This is a genomic window from Tychonema sp. LEGE 07196 (genome assembly GCF_963890365.1).
Classification (GTDB): Bacteria; Cyanobacteriota; Cyanobacteriia; order Cyanobacteriales; family Microcoleaceae; genus Microcoleus.
In genome coordinates this window covers 1-19,452 of record NZ_CAWPRX010000043.1, presented here as the reverse complement: position 1 = coordinate 19,452, position 19,452 = coordinate 1, and the positions used below count along the sequence as shown (strand labels likewise).

At 45.2% G+C, this 19,452-nt stretch carries 15 protein-coding genes, 1 tRNA gene and 1 pseudogene; 3 read left to right on the top strand and 14 right to left on the bottom strand.

The window, feature by feature from the left end:
• The coding region (locus AACV78_RS05825; RefSeq protein ID WP_339383485.1) for a serine hydrolase at positions 1-1,431 on the top strand (1,431 nt) is incomplete at its 5' end.
• A 160-nt stretch (positions 1,432-1,591) separates the two neighbouring features.
• Here the strand turns inward: AACV78_RS05825 and AACV78_RS05820 are convergent.
• The 3 genes from AACV78_RS05820 to AACV78_RS05810 all read right to left on the bottom strand — a co-directional run bounded on the left by AACV78_RS05820 (position 1,592) and on the right by AACV78_RS05810 (position 2,564).
• A tRNA-Gln gene (locus AACV78_RS05820) sits at positions 1,592-1,663 on the bottom strand.
• A 27-nt stretch (positions 1,664-1,690) separates the two neighbouring features.
• Positions 1,691-2,275: a HAMP domain-containing histidine kinase gene (locus AACV78_RS05815; protein WP_194013024.1), complete on the bottom strand. Its 585-nt coding sequence runs from the start codon at positions 2,273-2,275 to the stop codon at positions 1,691-1,693.
• The gene (locus AACV78_RS05810) at positions 2,244-2,564 is read right to left on the bottom strand and encodes a hypothetical protein (protein WP_194013023.1); all 321 of its coding nucleotides are present in this window, start codon (positions 2,562-2,564) and stop codon (positions 2,244-2,246) included. The genes AACV78_RS05815 and AACV78_RS05810 overlap by 32 nt, the downstream gene beginning before the upstream one ends.
• Before the next feature lie 747 nt (positions 2,565-3,311).
• Between AACV78_RS05810 and AACV78_RS05805 the strand changes: the two genes are divergently transcribed.
• A complete protein-coding gene (locus AACV78_RS05805; RefSeq protein WP_194013022.1) occupies positions 3,312-3,701 on the top strand; it encodes a response regulator in 390 nt (129 codons plus the stop codon).
• Positions 3,702-3,971: 270 nt separating this feature from the next.
• On the opposite strand, the gene cheB is transcribed toward AACV78_RS05805, so the two are convergent.
• Positions 3,972-5,060: a chemotaxis-specific protein-glutamate methyltransferase CheB gene (cheB, locus tag AACV78_RS05800; RefSeq protein ID WP_194013021.1), complete on the bottom strand. Its 1,089-nt coding sequence runs from the start codon at positions 5,058-5,060 to the stop codon at positions 3,972-3,974.
• Positions 5,061-5,081: 21 nt separating this feature from the next.
• Here cheB and AACV78_RS05795 point away from each other — a divergent pair, with 21 nt between their 5' ends.
• Positions 5,082-5,294 (top strand): hypothetical protein, encoded by a 213-nt coding sequence (locus tag AACV78_RS05795; RefSeq protein ID WP_194074391.1) that lies wholly within the window; start codon positions 5,082-5,084, stop codon positions 5,292-5,294.
• On the opposite strand, the gene AACV78_RS05790 is transcribed toward AACV78_RS05795, so the two are convergent.
• The 10 genes and pseudogenes from AACV78_RS05790 to AACV78_RS05745 form a co-directional block, all read right to left on the bottom strand.
• Positions 5,278-7,770, bottom strand: a complete 2,493-nt coding sequence (locus tag AACV78_RS05790; RefSeq protein WP_194012404.1) for a hybrid sensor histidine kinase/response regulator — start codon at positions 7,768-7,770, stop codon at positions 5,278-5,280. The two genes, AACV78_RS05795 and AACV78_RS05790, sit on opposite strands and share 17 nt — an antisense overlap.
• Positions 7,771-8,019: 249 nt before the next feature.
• Complete coding sequence (locus AACV78_RS05785) at positions 8,020-8,760, bottom strand: methyl-accepting chemotaxis protein (protein ID WP_194012405.1); 741 nt, start codon at positions 8,758-8,760, stop codon at positions 8,020-8,022.
• 34 nt (positions 8,761-8,794) lie between these two features.
• Positions 8,795-10,255, bottom strand: coding sequence for a methyl-accepting chemotaxis protein (locus AACV78_RS05780; RefSeq protein ID WP_194012406.1), 1,461 nt, complete (start codon positions 10,253-10,255; stop codon positions 8,795-8,797).
• A 445-nt stretch (positions 10,256-10,700) separates the two neighbouring features.
• Entirely contained in the window at positions 10,701-11,819 is a 1,119-nt protein-coding gene (locus AACV78_RS05775) for a chemotaxis protein CheW (RefSeq protein WP_194012407.1), read from the bottom strand.
• A gap of 283 nt (positions 11,820-12,102) precedes the next feature.
• Positions 12,103-13,755, bottom strand: a complete 1,653-nt coding sequence (locus AACV78_RS05770; RefSeq protein WP_194012408.1) for a CheR family methyltransferase — start codon at positions 13,753-13,755, stop codon at positions 12,103-12,105.
• A 355-nt stretch (positions 13,756-14,110) separates the two neighbouring features.
• A complete protein-coding gene (locus tag AACV78_RS05765; RefSeq protein WP_194012409.1) occupies positions 14,111-15,889 on the bottom strand; it encodes a R3H domain-containing nucleic acid-binding protein in 1,779 nt (592 codons plus the stop codon).
• Between the two features lie 327 nt (positions 15,890-16,216).
• On the bottom strand, positions 16,217-17,365 hold the full coding sequence (gene ldpA, locus AACV78_RS05760; RefSeq protein ID WP_194012410.1) for a circadian clock protein LdpA: 1,149 nt from the start codon (positions 17,363-17,365) through the stop codon (positions 16,217-16,219).
• A 366-nt stretch (positions 17,366-17,731) separates the two neighbouring features.
• On the bottom strand, positions 17,732-18,682 hold the full coding sequence (locus tag AACV78_RS05755; protein WP_228042619.1) for an O-antigen ligase family protein: 951 nt from the start codon (positions 18,680-18,682) through the stop codon (positions 17,732-17,734).
• Positions 18,652-18,954 (bottom strand): hypothetical protein, encoded by a 303-nt coding sequence (locus AACV78_RS05750; RefSeq protein ID WP_228042618.1) that lies wholly within the window; start codon positions 18,952-18,954, stop codon positions 18,652-18,654. The genes AACV78_RS05755 and AACV78_RS05750 overlap by 31 nt, the downstream gene beginning before the upstream one ends.
• A gap of 175 nt (positions 18,955-19,129) precedes the next feature.
• Positions 19,130-19,452: pseudogene (locus tag AACV78_RS05745) on the bottom strand (PEP-CTERM sorting domain-containing protein); the annotation flags it as partial.

Genomic DNA, 19,452 nt, shown 5'->3' with positions numbered 1-19,452 from the left:
CCCATCGGGCCCCAACGCCCCATCCAGCCCCGACAAAGCAGCCGTCGAGTCCCCTCCCGACAAAGTAGCAGCCGTCCAGTTGCATCCGGGCGCCCCATAGATTTCTGGCAAAAGTCGGTATCAATTCTTAAAATTATCTACGTTTATCTGCGTTCCTCTGCCTTATATCTGCGGTCTCTTTATCGAGAGAAGATGGATGCCAGAAGTTTAACCCAATCCCCACCCCAAAGCAGCCAGCGTCCAGTCAGGCGCAGACAAAGCAGCCAGCCTCCCGTCCAATCTCGTCGCCGAGTCAGGACGAAATTTTCTCGATTAAAATACGGTAACATCCTGTGCTTAGTTGCTGGGGCGATCGCGCTTTTTTGGATTGTCACAATACCCTTCAGAATTCGCCGTCCCCCAGAACCGCCAGTCATTTTGACTCAAGAACCCCTCTCGCCGCCGATAATTCAAACACCGGAAAGTTTAGTCGATCGTCAAAGCGAGCCTACCTTCAGCTACAACATCAAAACACCTCCTAATTTAACTTACTCTCAAGAATTGCAAGGGATTGTTGATGAGTCTGTGAAGATTGCGACTAGCAAAGGACTGCCTGCAGACAAGCTATCAATTACTTTAATTGATGTCAGCAATCCCCAAACCCACAGCATTGCCGGATATCAAAATCAAAGTCTCAGATTTCCCGCTAGCGTTGCCAAGTTATTTTGGATGGCAGCCTTTTACTCAGCCACCGAAAAAGGCATAATTACGCAAAAAGAATCAGCCTTTAAAAATGACCTAGAACAAATGATTGGCTTCTCCAACAACGATGCAGCCAGCAGGATTTTAGACAAAATCACTGATACAAAATCAGGAGTCAGGCTCGCCGGAGAAGAGTTGCAAACATGGCTGCAAAAACGCACGCAAATTAATTCATTTTTCCAGTCAGCCGGCTACAATGATATTCGTATAAGCACCAAAAATTATCCCATACACTATTTGCATCAAGAAGGCCCTATCGGTCGTGACTTGCAATTGCGGGGCGATGCTTCGCAGCCAATTCGCAATCAAGTAACTAGCGATCAAGCCGCCAGATTAATATATGAAATCTATACTAGGCAAGCTGTTTCCAGCATCGCCAGCCGCAAAATGGCTTACTTGCTGACGAGAGATTTAGACCCCAAGGCATGGAAAAATGACCCTACCAACTCGATCAAAGGATTTCTGGGCGAGTCTTTACCAACTAAGATTTATTTTGGTTCCAAGGTTGGCTATACTTCCAAATCCCGCAGCGAAGTGGCATTTGTCAGGACTTTGGACGATCGCGCGATTTATATTTTAGCTGTTTTTGCTGACGATCCGGCTTATTCCAGAGACGAAACAGCATTTCCGGCCATTTCGCGATACGTGTTCGATCGGCTCAACACTCGCGAGATCAAAAGTTCGCAGTGATCGGATGTGGGGCGATCGAACAACCACAATAAAATTGGTTTGCAGTCAGGACTTGAGTTTTTTGATTCAGAAACACTGAAGTCCTCACTACAAACCTAATTAATTGGTTCCTAGTGAGGACTTTAGTCGTTCTGAATCAACCATTGTGCAAACAATTTAACTGGGGCGAAAGGATTCGAACCTCTGAATGGCTGGACCAAAACCAGCTGCCTTACCACTTGGCGACGCCCCAACGTCTTAACCTTCATCATATTAGCATTCAAACACCTAAATCTGTCAAGCATTTTGACAGTAAAATCTCAAAAATATTTTTGAAACCGATCGCCCGCCAGTTTTTTGTTTGACCGGTGCGGGGCGATACAGCGGGATTTAAATCCAGAAATTGGCTCCCTGTAAGGGTTCCGAGATACACTTCCAACTGCCACCCTGTTGTTCCACCACAATCTGGTAGCTGATAGACAAGCCGAGTCCCGTACCCTGCCCCACCGGTGTTAGTGGTAAACAAAGGGTCAAACAAGCGGGATTTAGCTTTTTGGGTCAATCTCTGCCGGCTGTCGCGAATCCGAATCACCACAAATTTGCCGTTAGCGGAGCCCGCCCCTACGGGGGCTGCGCCAACGAAGAGGATCGACTTTCCAAACTCAGCATCCTCCCACTCTCTGGCCACCAGCGCCGTCGAGATGGCGATCGTCTTGGGCGCGGGCAGATTTTCCCAAGAGTCGATCGCATTCCCCAAAATATTCATAAATACTTGGTTGAGAGCTCCGGGATAGCACTCTACCTTCGGCAAGTCGCCCCAGTCTTTAATTACCTCAATTCCCGGTATCAGCCCGTTGGACTTCAAGCCGCCCTGCTCCCGTCAGCAGCGTGCTGTCAACCCCTTCGTGAATGTCCACCGGCTTCAACTCCGATTCGTCCAGCCGCGCGAAGTTCCGCAGAGAAAGGACAATTTTGCGGATGCGTTCGGCCTCCATCTCCATCAAATACAGAATTTTCAGCAAATCCAGCACCACGAGATCGAGATCGATTTCTTCGCTTTTGTTGAGAATTTCCTCCCCCGGCTGCAGATAGTGCTTTTGATACAAGCGCAGCAAATCCACGATATCTTTCACAGCCCATCTAGTTGCTAGCAACCGTTTTTTTCAATACCGGCCCTTGCAAAACAAGCTCTGTATTGTGGGTCGGGAGACTGTGGGCACAAGTCGCGTGCAGCCTGCTTGCGCCCAACTCAGAGCAACCCCTTGACTGAAATGGAAACTTTTGAGTTATGGAATTAGGACACCGCAGATCTAAATACGATACAAATTATATTTCGACTTGACTGTGCTTTTTAATACTCCGGCTGGGTGAATCTAAGAGCCTCTCCAGGGAAAAAACACGCTTCACCCATACATCGCGGATAGCAGTTTACAGAGAATTTTTGAATAAGTCAGTCCTAGAGGCAGGCGAGGCACAAAACCCGGGTTTTTTTCCTCAAGCATCTCTGGGATGAGCAACGATTTTCCAAGAAACCGGATTTTTTGGAGCAAGTTCTATAACTTTAAGTGTATTTTAAGGGACTTGTCTAATCGTGCGTAGGAGGCTTGCTGGTAGATTAAAATAATCAATTTGTGCCACAATACCAGTGCGGTTTACGAGTCTGTGCCACAGACTGCTCAATTACAGTGAGAGAATTAAGTACAAAAGATTGCCAAAATGTTAAAGTTTGTAACGATAGTTGGTCAAACTCGACCGTCGAGGGTTTTAGCATTGAGATGGAGATTTTGCAAGTGTTGTAATAGGCGATCGACTTTTCTAGCCATCTTTGTTTTCGAGCCCTTCGACATGGCGAGAATTATGTTTTCTCTTTTCAATAATTATAAATAAACTTGGAGAAGAATATGTCTGCAACTAGCATTCAAATACCAACTATTTTGGCAGTTGATGATAGCGTCGTAATGCAAGGACTGGTCAAACAAGCCTTAAGCAAAGAGTTTCGAGTTCTCGTGACAGACAATGCAGTCGATGCTTTATCAACGATTTATCACGAACAAATTTCTGTTTTGTTGCTCGATGTTTCGATGCCTGGTATTGACGGATTGGAACTCTGTCGCACGGTACGAAGCTTACCTCAATTTCAAAATTTGCCGATCGTGATGCTGACAGCCAGAGATGGAGCCTTTGATAAGGTGCAGGGCCGTTTGGCGGGAGCAACCGAGTATTTAACTAAGCCCTTTGATGCTGAAAAGTTGCGCGAAGTTATTGGTAAGTTTATCACTCTCAAATCATAAAAGAAGATGGGCGCGGTTTCAACAGCCGTCTCCTTCTATAGCAGTTAGATCTCTCATAGGAGGTATTGACAGATCGATCGCTCAATCCCTCAATCTCCCAATCCCTCAATCTAAAATGTCAACTCCTCACCACGCTTGAAAAAGGCTATATAGCGGTTCTCACAAAAGTGAGGTAGGCCCTATGCCCTATGTCCTATGCCCTATGCCCTATGCCCTATCCCGGATAGTACCTCACCTTTCGCTTGAAAGGTTATATATTTTCCCTAAGTGCTAAACTTTTAACTTAGCCAACAGCAGGGGAGCGATCGCGCTGATGGGTAAAACGTGCTGAGCTGCACCAAGGGCGATCGCCTCTTTCGGCATTCCAAAAACCACGCAACTGTCTCGATCTTGAGCAATTGTCAAGCCTCCTACTCGCGCGATCGCCAGCATACCCTCAGCACCGTCTCTACCCATTCCTGTTAGCAAAACACCAGCAGCCCCACTACCATAAAAATTAGCAACTGACTTAAAAGTTACCGTTACAGAGGGGCAGTGTCCTCCTTCACCAGCACCTTCGGAATAAATAAATCGCCCTTGAGAATCCAATTCTAAATGACGCTTTTCAGGCGGAAAATAAATAATCCCAGCTTGCGGTAATTCCCGCAAACCAGCTATTCTCACCGGCAGTTTAGATTCACAACCCAACCAGTTAACCAATCCCTGCAAAAATCCTTCACTGATATGCTGGATGCAAATTACCGGCACTGGCAAATTAGCTGGAAACTGCGAAATAATCGACTGCAGCGCTTGCGGCCCGCCTGTAGACGCGCCTACAGCCAATAATTTAATAGTTTGAGGCTTAAGATTTTCCCTGGATAATTGGTAATTGTTCACTGATAATTGATTAATTTTCGGGCTGGGGCGATCGCTTGTTTCGATTCCTCCCAGCCTTTGATGCCGCGTAAATACTTTAACTCCCGACAAAACTTTAACTTTAGCAATTAATTCATTCGCGAGACGAGCGTAATCTGATGCCAACCCGCCAATCGGTTTGGGGAAAACATCTAATGCACCTGCTTTCATAAGTTCAAATACATTTTGAGTATCGCTGGCTTGTACAGAAGCACTAATTATTAAAATCGGTCGCGGGTATTTTTTCATCACTTCCTGCGTGAATTCTAACCCGTTCATTTTTGCCATATTAAAATCCGTACAGATAACGTCCGGCTGAAGTTTCGGAATTAATTCTAGTGCTTCTAACCCGTTGCAAGCGGTTCCTACAACTTGGATTTCTGGCGAAGCATCCAAAATGCGCTTGAGGACGATCGTAGCCACTGGGGAATCTTCTACCAACAATACTTTTATGACCGAAGACATGAATTTTTTAAGTAATTGAGAATGGATAATTGGGAATTGGGCGAGCGCGAAGCGGAGGGATTGGGAATTGGGCGGAGCGAAGCGGAGGGATGGATAATTGGGAATTGGGCGAGCGCGAAGCGGAGGGATTGGGAATTGGTAGCCGTCTCTCCCACTCTCCCACTCTCCCACTCTCCCCCTCTTCCTTCCCCTTCCCCTTCCCCTTCCCCTTCCACCATTACACTAACCTTTTGAGTGTTTCAATCAATACATCTTGATTGAACGTACCTTTAGGAATATAAGCATTAGCCCCGGCATCAGCCCCTCTTTTTCGATCTTCATCCGATGCCAAAGATGTTACCAAAATAATCGGCAACTCATTGTATTCTTTTTGCTCGCGAATTTTAACAGTAAGTGCTAATCCATCCAAATTTGGCATTTGTATGTCAGAAATCAGAGCATCAAAGTAGCGAGTTTTTAATTTATTGAAAGCATCCATTCCGTCTACGGCTGTCACCACTTCATAACCTGCACCTTCGAGGATGCGCTTTTCTTGAGTGCGGGTAGCGATCGAATCTTCTGCTAAAAGTATAACTTGTTTTTGGCTGACCGTCTCAACGGGCGATCGCCCGCCAGAAACCTCACGCGACGAAACTTGTTTGCGTACAGACTTTATCAAATCGTGGGGATTGAGTATCATACAAACTTCCCCCGTTCCGAGAATCGTTGCACCTGAAACATTTCGCACCCGTTTCAGCAATTGACTTTGAGGTTTAATCACCACATCCTGTGCGTCAATCAAAGTATCTATAAATAATCCCAATCTTTCCTCCCCAACTTTCAGGACAATACAAGACATTTTTTGAGAATTTGAATTCAGGGATTCTCCCTCTATTTTCCTGTTGAGTTCTTTCCAATTTTCCTCTCTCCACTCCTGATTTTGAGGCAGCCATTCTCCCTTATTTAATTCTAATAAATCTGCCAAATACGCAACTGATAGCGGCTGACCATCGACAAGTATAGTTGCTTTCCCTTCTAAAGAAAAAATATCAGAACTAGCCACAATTATTCCCCTATCGACAAACTCAATTGGCAGCGCATAGGCAATACCTTCAACAGCTATAATTAATACATTAGCAGTAGCTATAGATGTGCCGATCTTTAACCGAAAAATACATCCTTTTCCTGGTACAGATTCAACTTGAATGCTGCCTTTTAGTGATTCAATATTAGTCCGAACTACATCTAAACCAACCCCCCGGCCAGAGACTTCAGTAACAAATGTTCTTGTGGAAAAACCCGGAGCAAAAATCAACAATTGAATTTGGCTTTCTGTCATGACGGCGAGTGCTTCCGGCGTGCAGACGTTGCGTTTGACAGCAGTTTGTTTAATGCGATCGAGATTCAGCCCCTGGCCATCATCAGCAACTTCAATGATAATATTGCTAGCAGTCTGATAGCCTTTAATTCTGAGAGTAGCCACGGGAGGTTTGCCGAGCCTTTCGCGTTCGGCGGTAGTCTCGATGCCGTGGTCGATCGCATTACGAATTAGGTGCATCAAAGGGTCTTTCATTTCTTCTAAAATGCGTTTATCAGCTAAAGTTTCCCCACCTTCAATGACTAATGCAACTTCTTTTTCTTCCTGCTTCGCCAAGTCTCTAACCGATCGGGGAAATATATTAAAAACAGTAGACAAAGGCAGCAATCTAAGAGTGCGAATTCCTGAGCTTAATTCCTCCGCAATTAATTCGAGTCTAGCCGTATCTTCATCAACTAGATTGTTCAAGCGATTTACTAAAGTTCCCAGATGTTCTAAATGTTCTTCAGTCCGCTGGTAATATTTCTGAAACTGCATGAAGATCTCGTTTGGTTCAGACCCGGTTTTCTCAGTTTCTATTTGATTATGAGCCAACCGATTTATAAAAGATTCTCGGCTCCAATCTTCCCACAAAGTTGTAATTTTTTCGAGTTCAGCAAGTCGGTGTACTAACCGAGTTTTGGTAACAGTTAGTTCCCCTGCTTGAGTCATTAAATCGTCTAAATTTTTCGTAGCAACGCGAATTGTTTCGATGCGGTAAGACGAACTAGAAGAACCATTGTTAACAGTCGGTTCGGAAGCCGATGTAGCAGCGGGGCCAGAAGCGGCAGGCAATTTTTGAGATTTCGACAGCAATTCTCGCTCGGATTGTACCGTCAAAAAAGAGAAATTACGATCTAAATTAGTGGCTAAAGAAGTTTCATTGTTTGTTTCTGGTGGCGTATTTTCCGAATTAGTAAATTGCGTTTTTACTAATGCTTGTTCTGGTACTTGTGAAGATGATGGTTCTGCTGTCGGGGCGGCGGGCTGGGGATTGCTAGAAGCACCCATCATGCTAGCGAGCACGTAAAATGTATTGACACCGGAATCTTGACCCGTGACGGCTTCGTTAACGAGTTTGCGAAGCGCCTCTAAACCTTGGAAAAGTCGATCGCTAAGCTCTGGATTTAGTGGAGTTTCTCCCCGCTTGACACCTCCCAAAATATGCTCTATTTGATGAGCTAAAGATGCTACATTTTTTACGCCCAACATCCCAGCATCACCTTTAAGAGAATGGGTTTCTCGCAGCAATTCTTCTAACTTAGCTAAGTCTCTTGGGTGTTGTTCCAAGTACAGAAATCCATCGTCTAGTTTCTGCAAGTGTTCTTGACTAGCAATTTTAAATACATCTCGTAGTTCTCGATCTTCTATCATATATATCTTTGGATAATTGGTAATCGTTAATTCTTTAGGATCATCTCAGTTTTGCAAAAAGCATTTTTTTGATCGTAGTACGAGCTTAATATCTCGCGTATTGTACAAATCGCGAGCGGGGAGGCTCGCACTGTAAATGCACAACTGAAATGCGCCCAATTTTTCATTAAATCCATTAAATCCATTAAATCCCGTACACCCCTCCTTCCCCCACTTCGCTCTTCCTTCAACATCCATCTATTAAATCCGTTAAATCCCGTATACCCCTTCCGAACATACTTCTGACATCACAGACTTGAAATTTAATGCAGCTTCGTTAGGTTTTTGAGTGCCGATTTTGGCTTGAGTAATGCCGCTGACTGTTTGAAAAGCGGCTTGGTTGAGAGAATTCATGGCATCACCTACTTGCTGAATAGCGATCGCCTGCTGTTTAATATTAAAATAAATTTGTTGATTGCTAGTAAACACCAGATTGCAAGCTTCCCGAAGCCCCGTAAAAGCTTCTGCCATATCTCGTGCTGTTTTCACGCCTGTTATATCAAATCCTCTCTTCATCGGAATAGTAAATTCAGGCGTTGACTGTTGACTGTTGACTGTTGACTGTTGACTGTTGACTGTTGACTGTTGACTGTTGACTGTTGGCTGTTGACTGTTAACATCAGGTATGAATGCAACCGGAATTGATATTGCTGCCGTTTTGGCTCCCTCTTCTGTTGCTTTCACAGTCGAGTAGATCGCACGTTTAATCTCTGGAATAGTACCATTAATCTTTTGTGCCGCTTCTTGGCTTTCATCTGCTAACTTGCGAATTTCCCTTGCTACCAACGCCAAACCTTTATCGTACTTACCGGCTCTGACTGCTTTCACGGCGGCGTTGAGAGCCAGGATATTCCTATGGCTGGCTAAATCGCTAACCAAACTTGCTAAAGTCGAGATATTGCCAAGCTGACTTGTACTGTCATCAAGGGGAAAAGGGGCTTTTCGTTGCATTTTTTTGTGAAGCTATCAGAACTAATTGCTATTCTTAAACAACTGCTTTTAGATCTAAAGCAGCTTCATTCAATTTTTGAGTACCGACTTTAGTTTGAGTGATACCGGAAGCCGTTTGTGCCGCTGCTTGGTTGAGTGAGTTCATAGCTTCCACCACTTGCTCGATCGCGATTGCTTGCTGTTTGGCGTTCAGCGAAATTTGCTGAGAGGTCAAAACCACATTGTTAATTGCATCAGCCACTCCAGCAAAGGCTGCTGCAGTTTCTGAGGCAATGTTTACACCAAATTCTACAGTTTTAGTTCCTTCATCTGTCACCATTACTGTTGAGTTAATCGCTTTTTGAATATCAGCAACTAAGAGATTAATTTGCGTAGCAGATTTTTTACTGCGATCGGCAAGTTTGCGAATTTCTGACGCGACAACGCCAAATCCCTTGCCGTGTTCGCCCGCCCGCACTGCCTCCACGGCAGCATTAAGCGCTAACATATTAGTCTGATTTGCCAAATCGCTAACGACTGTTGAGATATTGCCAATGCGATCGGTTTGCTCGCTCAACTGCATAATTTGCCCTTGCATATCCTGAACTTTTGTTTTCAGGGTTGCCATTGCTTCTAAAGTTTGTTCGACAGCTTTTGTACCTGTTCCAGCTAAACTTAAAGCTTGTATTGCTTGAGATGCCGCAGTTTCTATCTGCTGTGAAGTCGCGCGAGAAGATGCGCCCAATTCGTCCATTGTCGTAGTAGTTTGATTGACTGAAGCTGCTTGCTGGCTTGCCATGCGTTCCTGTTCTTCAACTGTTGCTGCAATCTCAGTGGAAGAAGTGGCGATCGAACTAATTGCGCGATCGATAGTTCCGACAATTCCTGACGAAATCAGCCAAGCTATGCCCGCGCCAAACAGCATTAAAAGCACCGAAGCAACCAGCAGCGTCGATATCAAAAAGTGTAAAGCTTCCTTTGTTATTTGCGTTTTTTCCTTAATTATATTTAATTCGGCTTCCCGAAATAACTGGTTCACTTCCACAAATTCATTAACAAAATTTGTGTACTTGCCTGTATTAAATAGAGCGATGGCTTTCTCTTTTTGATTTTGCTGCAATAAGCGAACAATTTCGTTAGAACCATCATAATATTCGTTTACTAGCTCTTGCATCCTATGCAAACGGTTTTTCTGTGAGGGATCTTTAACGATCTGCTCTACATTATTTGCAGACTGGCGAGCTAATTGTGCACCTACTTGAAAATCCTTTAAAAACTGCTGATTTTTATTGATTATATACCCGCGCATCCCCCGTACCATTTGCTCTGCGCCTGCGGATATTTTACTTGTTTCTCCGATTACTTGCTCTACTCTTTCTGTTTCTTGGAAAGTGTTAAATACCTGATTGGTAGTAGCGATAACTATTATGGGAAACCCTAAGTATATAGTTGCTGGCACTAGATATCCGAGCAGCATCTTGTTTCTAATGTTTAAATTGTTAATTTTAGCAAACATCTTTTTTACTGAATTTAAGATAGGATTTCTTTTGGTAATATTGTGACGCTGCCATCGTCGTTAGGAATACCGCCTTAACAACAGAAATCAGCCGACCACTTCTGGGAGCGATGCCGTGCAGTGACACTAACAAATAATATCATAGCAAATTCCGTTTTATTGCTATAGCGGTTCTTAATTTTTGTGAGATATGAGGGCGAGTAATTACATGGCTTACACCCAAAGGTCAATCAACCGGGTTTTTAACCGAGATTGAGGCTTTTTGGGGAGTATTTGGGTGAAAAAATTAGCTCTATGGCAACCTATATATAATTCCTAAATTACCAGTTACGAAAAATCCTAGTGTAGGGCGCTTTTGCTGAGAAAGGCGATATTTTTTCTTGAATTTCCGGTGGCGCGGAGTTCCTTGGTATCGGCGCAATTCCGATAGCTGATAATTTTTTTTTCAAACCTCCTCGTCAACAACAATCCCCCCTTGTTTCAGGAGTTTATGTAAGTTGAGAACAGCGATAATTTTTTCTTTGTAAATAGTAGTACCGAGCAGATATTCGCGGTTTTCCGAAGTTATTGCAGCAGGAAGATGCCCAAGCTCTGCTACATTCAAATATATAATATTTAAGATTTCATCAACAACTATGCCTGCAACCAAATCTTCAATTTCAACAACGATCGCCTTAGATAGAGATTTTGTATCCGCCGACATATTTAAAACATTCCGAATATCCACTAGCGTCAGAATCTCGCCCCGCAAATTCATATTTCCAATAATGCGATCGGGAGTGCAAGGAACCGGAGTTACTTGGCGAATGTCAGTAAATTCACGCACTACCTCTAGATTAATACCAAAATATTCGTCGTTTAAGAGAACCACCGCCAGCGACAGATTAATTGCTTCAGAATTTTTGCGATCGCCCAAGAGCCTCAAATTATCAGCTCGCTCTCGAAAAATTGCCTTTTCTTCCGGCAGAGCATTCGGACAAAAAACGCGAGGCTGGCTCAAAAATTTAGCATTTTCCGCTAATAATTTTGGATCTATTTCTAACTGCAAATTTTGGCTCTCTACCTTGCCAGCTAACGCCCCAGAGCCTGCAATGCTTGCATAAAAGGGAATTTCTGCCTCTGTTTTGTCGGGAGAATATCGAATTAGGCGATCGAGATTGAGCAGCACGATCATATCGGCCCCGCAGCGAGCAAATCCAGCTACAAAATGATGCGACGCCTCTGAGTTGTCTCGCCCGTAAGATAGCTGCGGAGTTATTGCATCTTCCGGGATCTGCTTAACTTCGGTAACTTCATTAACAATGATGGCAACTCGAACTTCTTGCCATTCTATAACGATCGCACTATCTGTCAAACAATACTCGTGCCACAGATACCCAAAACGAAGATTTAGATCCATCACCGGCAGAATAGAGCCCCTGAGATCGATCGCCCCAACAATATCTGGAGGCGCTTCGGCGATAGGTGTGAGCTCCGGTAGAAAGAAAATTTCCCGAACGCAGGCGACTTCTACACCCCAGAGCAAACCGTTCTGTTTAAATATAAGATACGGCTTAGTTTCCATATTGATTGTGACACTTTATTGACTGGGACTTGGGAAAAATCAGGGCTAGTATGCTAGAGCGATCGAGGCAGAACATCTGTGTTTTGCATTTAATAACGCACCTCAAGAAATATTGAAGTGTACGAGCGAGAAAAAATGCTTTTTTCAAACCCCCAGATGCTCCCATCGAGGCTTGGATACACACCAGAGAGAGCAAAGATTTCCGACTTAAGTTTACACCAATGGGTAGCGAGGTACTTACCAAAAAAATTAGTTTGTAAATTCTCCCTGCCCGTCAGTTTTGTTAGCTGTACAATTTTACCAATTTTTTTTGAACATCCATCAATACTTGACTCGCTGTCATTTTTCCCTGCTGCTCTATCGGAGTATTCGGCGGTAGTTTTTTGAGAATTTCGCAGGATGAGTTGTACATTTTAATAGCCATATTTAGCTTACCTTCTTGAATGTATATATTTCCGAGTTCGAGATAAGCTGAAACAAAAGATGGGCACAGATAAATGATTTTTCTCAAGATAATTTTAGCTGTTTCCAAATCGCCCTGTTCTTCAGCAATGTGCGCTTGTAAACAATAAGGAAATACTGACATAGAATCTACTTTGCTAGCTTGCTTGCAGTGTTCGATCGCCTGAGAATAATTACCTAAATTTGCATAAATTTGCGCCAATAAATAATCAGCATCAAAGGTCTGACATTGTAGAGATAACGCCTTTTTTGCCCGGTCAATCGCCTCAGTATAATCTTTATTTCTAAAGCATTGCTTAGCTTCTTTGATTAGCATTAAATAAGTTTGTTGTGGCGTTTTTTGGGTTAAATTATAGTTTAATAATGCCCCATCCTTGCCCGCACAATGTTCCTCCACATAGCGACTTGGCAGTATTTTTTGCAACGGAGTATCTGCTGTTGACAGCGACCCGATATCTGTAAAATTGCCGTTAGCAAAACTAGCTGGCACCGTTTTTGCTGGTAGCAACTGACGGCTGTCGCTACCAACTTTCGCTCCCTTTCCCGATTCCCCAGAGGCTGATTTTACCTGGGACGCTGGTGTAATCAAAGACTCTATTTTACCTGGTTCATCCCCTAGGACATTCTTGGCTTGATAAACAACCGACTCCGGGAAAATTTTTGGTTGAAACTCCTTCATCACGTGATTGTAAACTTCCGCGTGACCGGTCATTAAATATCCTCCAGGTCTCAGCGTCTTGGCAAATTTTTTCAATACCTGGGAAATATATTTATCTTCAAAATAAACAAAAACATTTCTGCATAGTATCAAATCCATGTTATTAATATCTGTGTAAATATTAGGAAAATCATCTGTGACTAAATTGAGATTGCTAAAGCTCACAAATTGGCGCAATGTTCTATCTATTACCCACTCGGTTTTTCGCCTATCGAAATAGCGCGCTTGCAAATTTGGATCGACTAAGCGAAACGACCAAGGGCTGTAAATTCCCCGCTGCGCTTTTTCTATTACTTCTTGATTGATATCAGTACCTAAAACTAAAATATTCCATTTTTCCAAATCTGAAATTAGCTTTTTTAAAATAAAAACTAAAGAATAAGGTTCTTCACCGGTAGAACAGCCTGCACTCCAGATTCGCAGGGTTGGCTTAATCCCCAATTGATCGTGTAGTTTTAATTGGCGATCGATCAATTCCGGGAAAATGACTTTTTCTAGGAGCGACAATTGTCCTTTGTCTCGCATGAAATAACTTTCGTTGGTTGTCAGCAACAGGGCGAGTTTGTCCCATTCGTTTTGACTTTCCCGACTCGCAGCAGCTAACATTTGATAATAATTATCGGGAAAGCCTATTTTTACAGCTTTCATCCGAGTCAAAAGTTTTTGAGTCAAAGCCGATCGATCTTGCGGGCGAATTTGTAAACCGGTGCGAGCCGCAATTAATTGAATAAATAGCTGAATTTGTGCATCGTTCATATCAACTCGGTAAATTTGTTTAGGTAGAATCTGTTATGATGGGGAATTGGGAATTGGGAATGGGGAATGGGGAATGGGGAGTTGCGAATTGGGATTTGAGCCGATCGCACTTACCGCCACAATCCGAACGGAAATAAGATCGTGTCAGGTCGATCGACCGCAAGATTCGAGTTGGGGCGGTGAACTCACCCACAAAAACCATCGTTAATTTAGCAGATTGCGAGATCGAAAACAGCAGGTAGAAAACAGACAGCAGCACGAAAAAAATTCGGCCGTTTGCTTTCTACCTTCCGCCTTCAAACCGTAAGGTGCGGCCCGCGCACCCTACACAATGCTGGTTCCAAATCCCGACTGTTTAAGCTGGAAAAATCCGCAGGCGGCGGTTGGGTTCTTCCCCAAAACTGTGAGATTTTAGGTGATAGTGTTCCACAAGTTCGTGCTGCATTTTGCGGACGTTGGGAGAACGGGGTAAGAGTTCCACCGGCTGTCCCTTGGGAATCACAATTTGCTCCACAGCCAAGCGGGTTTCTTCGAGAGCTTCGAGCTCGTCAGAAGTACCGCTGCGGGCGAATAAGGCGAGGTCTGCCACTTCCGGGGTGCCGGGGTCGTCCATGTCCAACAAGCGCCGCAAGGCTCTCGCTACGTGGGGAATAGTGCCGGCCTTAATTGTGTGCAGGGGAACTTGGCGAGTTTTGGCCAAGTGCCTTAATTTTGACTGGTTCCGCACGTTCGATCGCAAAGCCAAAACCACGTCAGCACTTTCAATATCCTTCGTCAACTGCACCGGCAGGTTCAGGGTGGAAATCACCTGTTCTAGCTGGTGGCGAGCTATGCCGTAAGGATAAACGTGGAGGGGCAAATCTTCGCCGTTAGGGCCGACGTTCTGGGAATAACGTCCCCGCTGCTGCGGTACTGGTTCCACGGACAGGGATTCTTCGAGGAGTTGCTCGAAATACCGACTCTCAGGAGCCACCGGCGCGCTGTTAGCTGCTGCGAATTTCTCGCCTTGAGGGGGCATCGGCACCATTTTGCCGGCACTCCGCCATCCAGAAATCGGTGTGACTGGCCGCATTGCTGATACCGCAGCGGGGCCTTGGCCGGAAGCTGGCATCCCTGGGAACCGGGCGGGGGGAGAGGCTGACTCGCGCTCGATAATTACTTCTCCGCTGTCGCTGACGCTTCTGATTTGCTGGCTTGGTTCGCGTCCCCGCAGCAGGCTGTCGATCGAATCTGAAACTCGCTCGTGAATTACCCAGCGCTGGCGTTCGAGCATTTCGACCGCAATTTCAAAAGTAGGCGGCGATTTGCGTTCCAAAACTGTCTTTTGAGAACCGCGCCGCCTTGCTTCGTCATCTCCTAGCGTTACCGCTTGGATTCCGCCAATTAAGTCTGCCAGAGTCGGGTTTTTCATCAAGTTTTCGATCCGGTTCCCGTGGGCGGTACCGACCAATTGCACGCCCCTTTCGGCGATCGTCCGAGCGGCCAAAGCTTCTAATTCCGTGCCTATTTCGTCAATCACGATCACTTGCGGCATATGGTTTTCCACTGCTTCGATCATGACTTGGTGCTGGAGTTCGGGACGGGAAACTTGCATTCTGCGAGCTCTGCCGATCGCCGGGTGCGGGATGTCTCCATCTCCGGCGATTTCGTTGGAGGTGTCGATGATTACCACTCGTTTTTCCAAGTCGTCGGCGAGCACGCGGGCGATTTCGCGCAGGGCTGTGGTTTTGCCTACTCCGGGGCGACCTAGCATCAAAATTGACTGACCGGTTTCCACTAAATCGCGGATAATGCCGATCGTCCCGAACACAGCGCGGCCCACCCTCAATGTCAAGCCGATAATCTCGCCGCTGCGGTTGCGAATGGCGCTAATTCGGTGCAGGGTTTGCTCGATACCGGCTCGATTGTCGCCGCCGAAGCTGCCGACTCGATCGATGCAATAGTTGAGGTCTGCTTTGGAAATCGGTGTTTGGGAAAGATGTTCGGCCGAGGATGGAAAACGAGCTTCTGGTCGGCGGCCCAAGTCCATTACAACCTCAATGAGATTGTTGCGCTGCGGGTGCTGCTCTAGGGGCTGCCGGATCTCGTCTGGCACGATTTCTAATAATCTGTTGAGGTCGTCTGTAATCTGCATTCGCCTCGGTGTGTTCGGTTCAGTGGACAAGGGACTGTTGACTGTTGTCTGTTGACTGTTGACTGTTGACTGTTGACTGTTGACTGTTGACTGTTGACTGTTTACGCATCGGTGGCTAGAAACCCGGCTTCGACGAGTTTTGAGTTGGGTAAGGAGAAATATACTAAGAAACCGGGTTTTACTCTTGTCGCAAGTGCGATCGCGAAATCGCAAAATACGGTTGTTAGTTATCAGTTTTTTTAATTAACAACTAACAACTAACAACTAACAACTAACAACTAACAACTAACAACTAACAACTAACAACCAACAACTAACAACTAACAACTAACTTTTAATCTGGGAAACTAGAGAACGAGCTAAACTCACGGCCTCCGAGAGAAGTTCTGGGACGGCTTCGAGTTGATTCAACCGATGTGTTGGAACTTCGGCTGCGCTGTGAGCGGCTGCCACCGGAACGGCATAAGCTCGATCGCTCTGCATTGTGTCTAATTGTTCTAAAATTGGCGACAGCAAAACCCTGGCATAGCTGCCGTAAGCTACACCTGCAATGTATTGGACAGGAGGAACTGACAAATTTTTTCCGCCATCCAAAAGCAGTCCAGAGGCTCTGAGTTTGCTGACAGTGCGATCGTTAGTGCCTCCTGCAAGTTGCACGAATCCCGGCAACTGGGCAGCCAAAACTTTTTGACCGAGTTTGACGGAGGCTCTAGTAGTTCCTATTCCGATATCTCCGCTCATTGGCCTACCGTCGGTTTGCCAAATTAGGGGACAAGGAAGGGGGGAAATTATTTGATACAGTGTCCGCAAATAGTCAATCAAACCGTCTCCATCGGGGCAACTAATTGCTATTAATTTGAGTCGATCGACCCACGGAGCTATGCTCGACCAAAGTCGCGCAAAATCTACTTCTCTGCCTACTTGCGTGTGGATTTCTAGGGCATCCGCACCGGATTGCAAGATTAAAGGTGCGATCGCAGCGGGAGCAGACACGTAAGAACGAGTGTAGATTAATTGGCTCGGACAAATTGGCAGACAGCGACCGCAGCCATAGCATTGCTGGTCTATCACCCCGGAAAAACCCTCAACAGCTTCCTGAAAAACTATTGCGGAGGCCGGACATATTTTTTCGCAAGGCCGCCAGCAGTCCGTCGGACAATCGGCTGGGTTGAATTCGGCCTTGCGAAAATGCGGGTCTTCCCCATCGTTTAAGCTCACCATCAGCCAGGGCAACCCTTTGCCCCCAAACCTGCGGTTGGGGGTTTTTGCCTGTAATTCGCTGGCAACTTGTAGGGCTTCTTTCGCTGCTGCGACGGCGGCGGGATCTGCCGCGACATCGATACAGTCAGCGCCTGCTAAGGTGTAAGCCAAGGTAAGATTCCGAACCGCAGGCAGGTGTTGAAAGCTCGCCCCACAGATCAACTTGAACCAGCGGCCGCTTTTTAATGAGTTTAGGGGATGATAATGTTCTGTCACCCTTATATGCTAATCCTTTCAGCTAAAAATTACGAGGCAAAAATTTGTACTGAGTTTTCCGGCTCAGCCAGATACAAGTATCAAAACGCTACCGATAGGAGTGGGACTTGGGGGTCAGCCCTATATGTGGAGTATCGAGCATGACTTTTTTGGCAATCTAATTTTTTTAAGAGTTTTTGTTACGGGTACGATTTTTAATTTTTGGCTGAGGTTTTAATTGCAGGCCGACTTATAATAATATCATTTGTTAGCGGTGGGTGCAAGATAAAAGCCGACTATTATTGCAGGATTGAGAGTTTTGGACTCGGAAAACTCGATTCGGAGCCATCTAGCGCTAACCAAAGCACCTGCGCGTATTGAGCGCACTCAAACCAAGGCAGAATGAAAGTTAAATAGCCGATCGCCACTGCTGATAAATCGGTATTTAGCGACACGATCGCGAGCGTGCAAGCAATATCCCCACAAAGCAAAACTAGCGATCGCACCCAGAATTCCTGTAGAAATAGCAGTATCTAAAATCCAATTGTGAGCTTTATAACTCGGTATTATTTCAGTGCGAACCTGTCCGTTTGGGGCAATACAATCATAAGAAAACTGACCTAAATTCACAATTTCAGGAACCTTATTGGGATTGGTGACAAAAGGATAAGCGATGCCAAATCCGCCAAAACCCCAGCCAAATAGAGGCTGTTTTTGAATGCCCCGCACAGCAAGCTCCCACAAAGGCGATCGGCTGGACATTACTTGTGCGACAGATACCCGATTCCAGTCCAGCGGTCGAGTAAAAGTCATGGCACTAATAGCCAGCAAGCCAATAAAAATAGCTGGAATTAATTGTTTGTAATATTGCCTTCCCAGCAAGTAAAATAGTGCTACGATCGAAGATAAAACTGCTGTTCGAGTGTTGGTAAATAGCAAAGCGGGGAGAATGAGCAATAAAGCGAGACGGGAAGTGCGATCGCTAATTAATTTCCGCTTCCAAGCTACCGCACAAATAACGGCTGTCAGAGCCAATACTATAGCTGCGTGACCGCGATGGGAGAAAAGTGCGATCCTCTTCGAGGGCTGCGCTAACGGCTGCTGTCCTCGAAAAATCGTACTAGCCAAAACTTCATGGGCGACAAGCTGACCGTTCGTTGCTGTATAATCAATTTGCCAGTTGAAAACTTGCGGAAAAACGCTAATAGCTACAACCGCACCTCCTATCAGCAAACCCCGTATTTGACAGCAAAACAATTCTGGATGCAGTTTTAACAGCAGCCTATTGGTGAGGCTAAAAATAGAAATTAACAGCCAGTACAGCCAGCCGTCTCCCATTTGGTCTTCCAAAAAGAACGATCGGGGAAAGGACTGTTTAGGGTAGAAATTGCTCCCACAGTCAAAAACACTCCCCACAAAATCAGGCAGACTTTCCACTGCCGGGAAAAAGTTAAAAGTTTCCTTTCTTCCCATAAGAATGATAAATTTGAAAGCACAATCAGCAGAACAACAAAAACTTTAGGCTGCGTCCAAATTTCGCCGCGGCTGCCTCCCCAGGGGTTGATGAGAATGAGGCTGAGAGCATATAGCAAAGTGTAAAGATTTTTCATATGAAATATAGTTGTGTAATTGCGAGCTTTGTGTCAGTGCGCGACTAGAGAGCAATCGCAGAATCTTCAGTTCATTCGATAGTGATTCCTGTAGAGGCCCGTGAGCCAACAATACCTGCTAATAATTGACAATCTCAAAAACCCGCCCCGGTCTGGATATTAGGCCCTGTAAAAATTATCCAGCCTGTCGCTTTTTCCGCAAAATATAGCGCATCGCAGCGAACCAAAGCAGCATTCCATTAGCTGCCAAAATACTGCCTGGTTCTGGTACAGCTTCCGCATCGATTGGCCGAGAAATTTGCCGCATCTTGAAACTTCCTTCCCTTTCCCCAAAAGCTAATTGAATTGGAAATGCTGTTTCTGCTGTCGGGCCAAATAATGAATCAATCCCAGTGATTCTAAAATTATCTACTGGATAACCCAACAAAGAAATAAAGTCTAATTTATCTCCAGGACTGAAATTACCGAGTATCGAATCTCCTACTGCAACAGTAAACT

Coding starts and splice junctions, on each gene's coding strand:
- AACV78_RS05755 (WP_228042619.1), bottom strand. CDS start 18,682: ATGGGAGACGGCTGGCTGTACTGGCTGTTAATTTCTATTTTTAGCCTC.
- AACV78_RS05765 (WP_194012409.1), bottom strand. CDS start 15,889: ATGCAGATTACAGACGACCTCAACAGATTATTAGAAATCGTGCCAGAC.
- AACV78_RS05785 (WP_194012405.1), bottom strand. CDS start 8,760: ATGCAACGAAAAGCCCCTTTTCCCCTTGATGACAGTACAAGTCAGCTT.
- AACV78_RS05790 (WP_194012404.1), bottom strand. CDS start 7,770: ATGATAGAAGATCGAGAACTACGAGATGTATTTAAAATTGCTAGTCAA.
- AACV78_RS05805 (WP_194013022.1), top strand. CDS start 3,312: ATGTCTGCAACTAGCATTCAAATACCAACTATTTTGGCAGTTGATGAT.
- AACV78_RS05775 (WP_194012407.1), bottom strand. CDS start 11,819: ATGGAAACTAAGCCGTATCTTATATTTAAACAGAACGGTTTGCTCTGG.
- AACV78_RS05750 (WP_228042618.1), bottom strand. CDS start 18,954: ATGAAAAATCTTTACACTTTGCTATATGCTCTCAGCCTCATTCTCATC.
- AACV78_RS05795 (WP_194074391.1), top strand. CDS start 5,082: ATGGATAATTGGGAATTGGGCGAGCGCGAAGCGGAGGGATTGGGAATT.
- AACV78_RS05770 (WP_194012408.1), bottom strand. CDS start 13,755: ATGAACGATGCACAAATTCAGCTATTTATTCAATTAATTGCGGCTCGC.
- AACV78_RS05780 (WP_194012406.1), bottom strand. CDS start 10,255: ATGTTTGCTAAAATTAACAATTTAAACATTAGAAACAAGATGCTGCTC.
- cheB (WP_194013021.1), bottom strand. CDS start 5,060: ATGTCTTCGGTCATAAAAGTATTGTTGGTAGAAGATTCCCCAGTGGCT.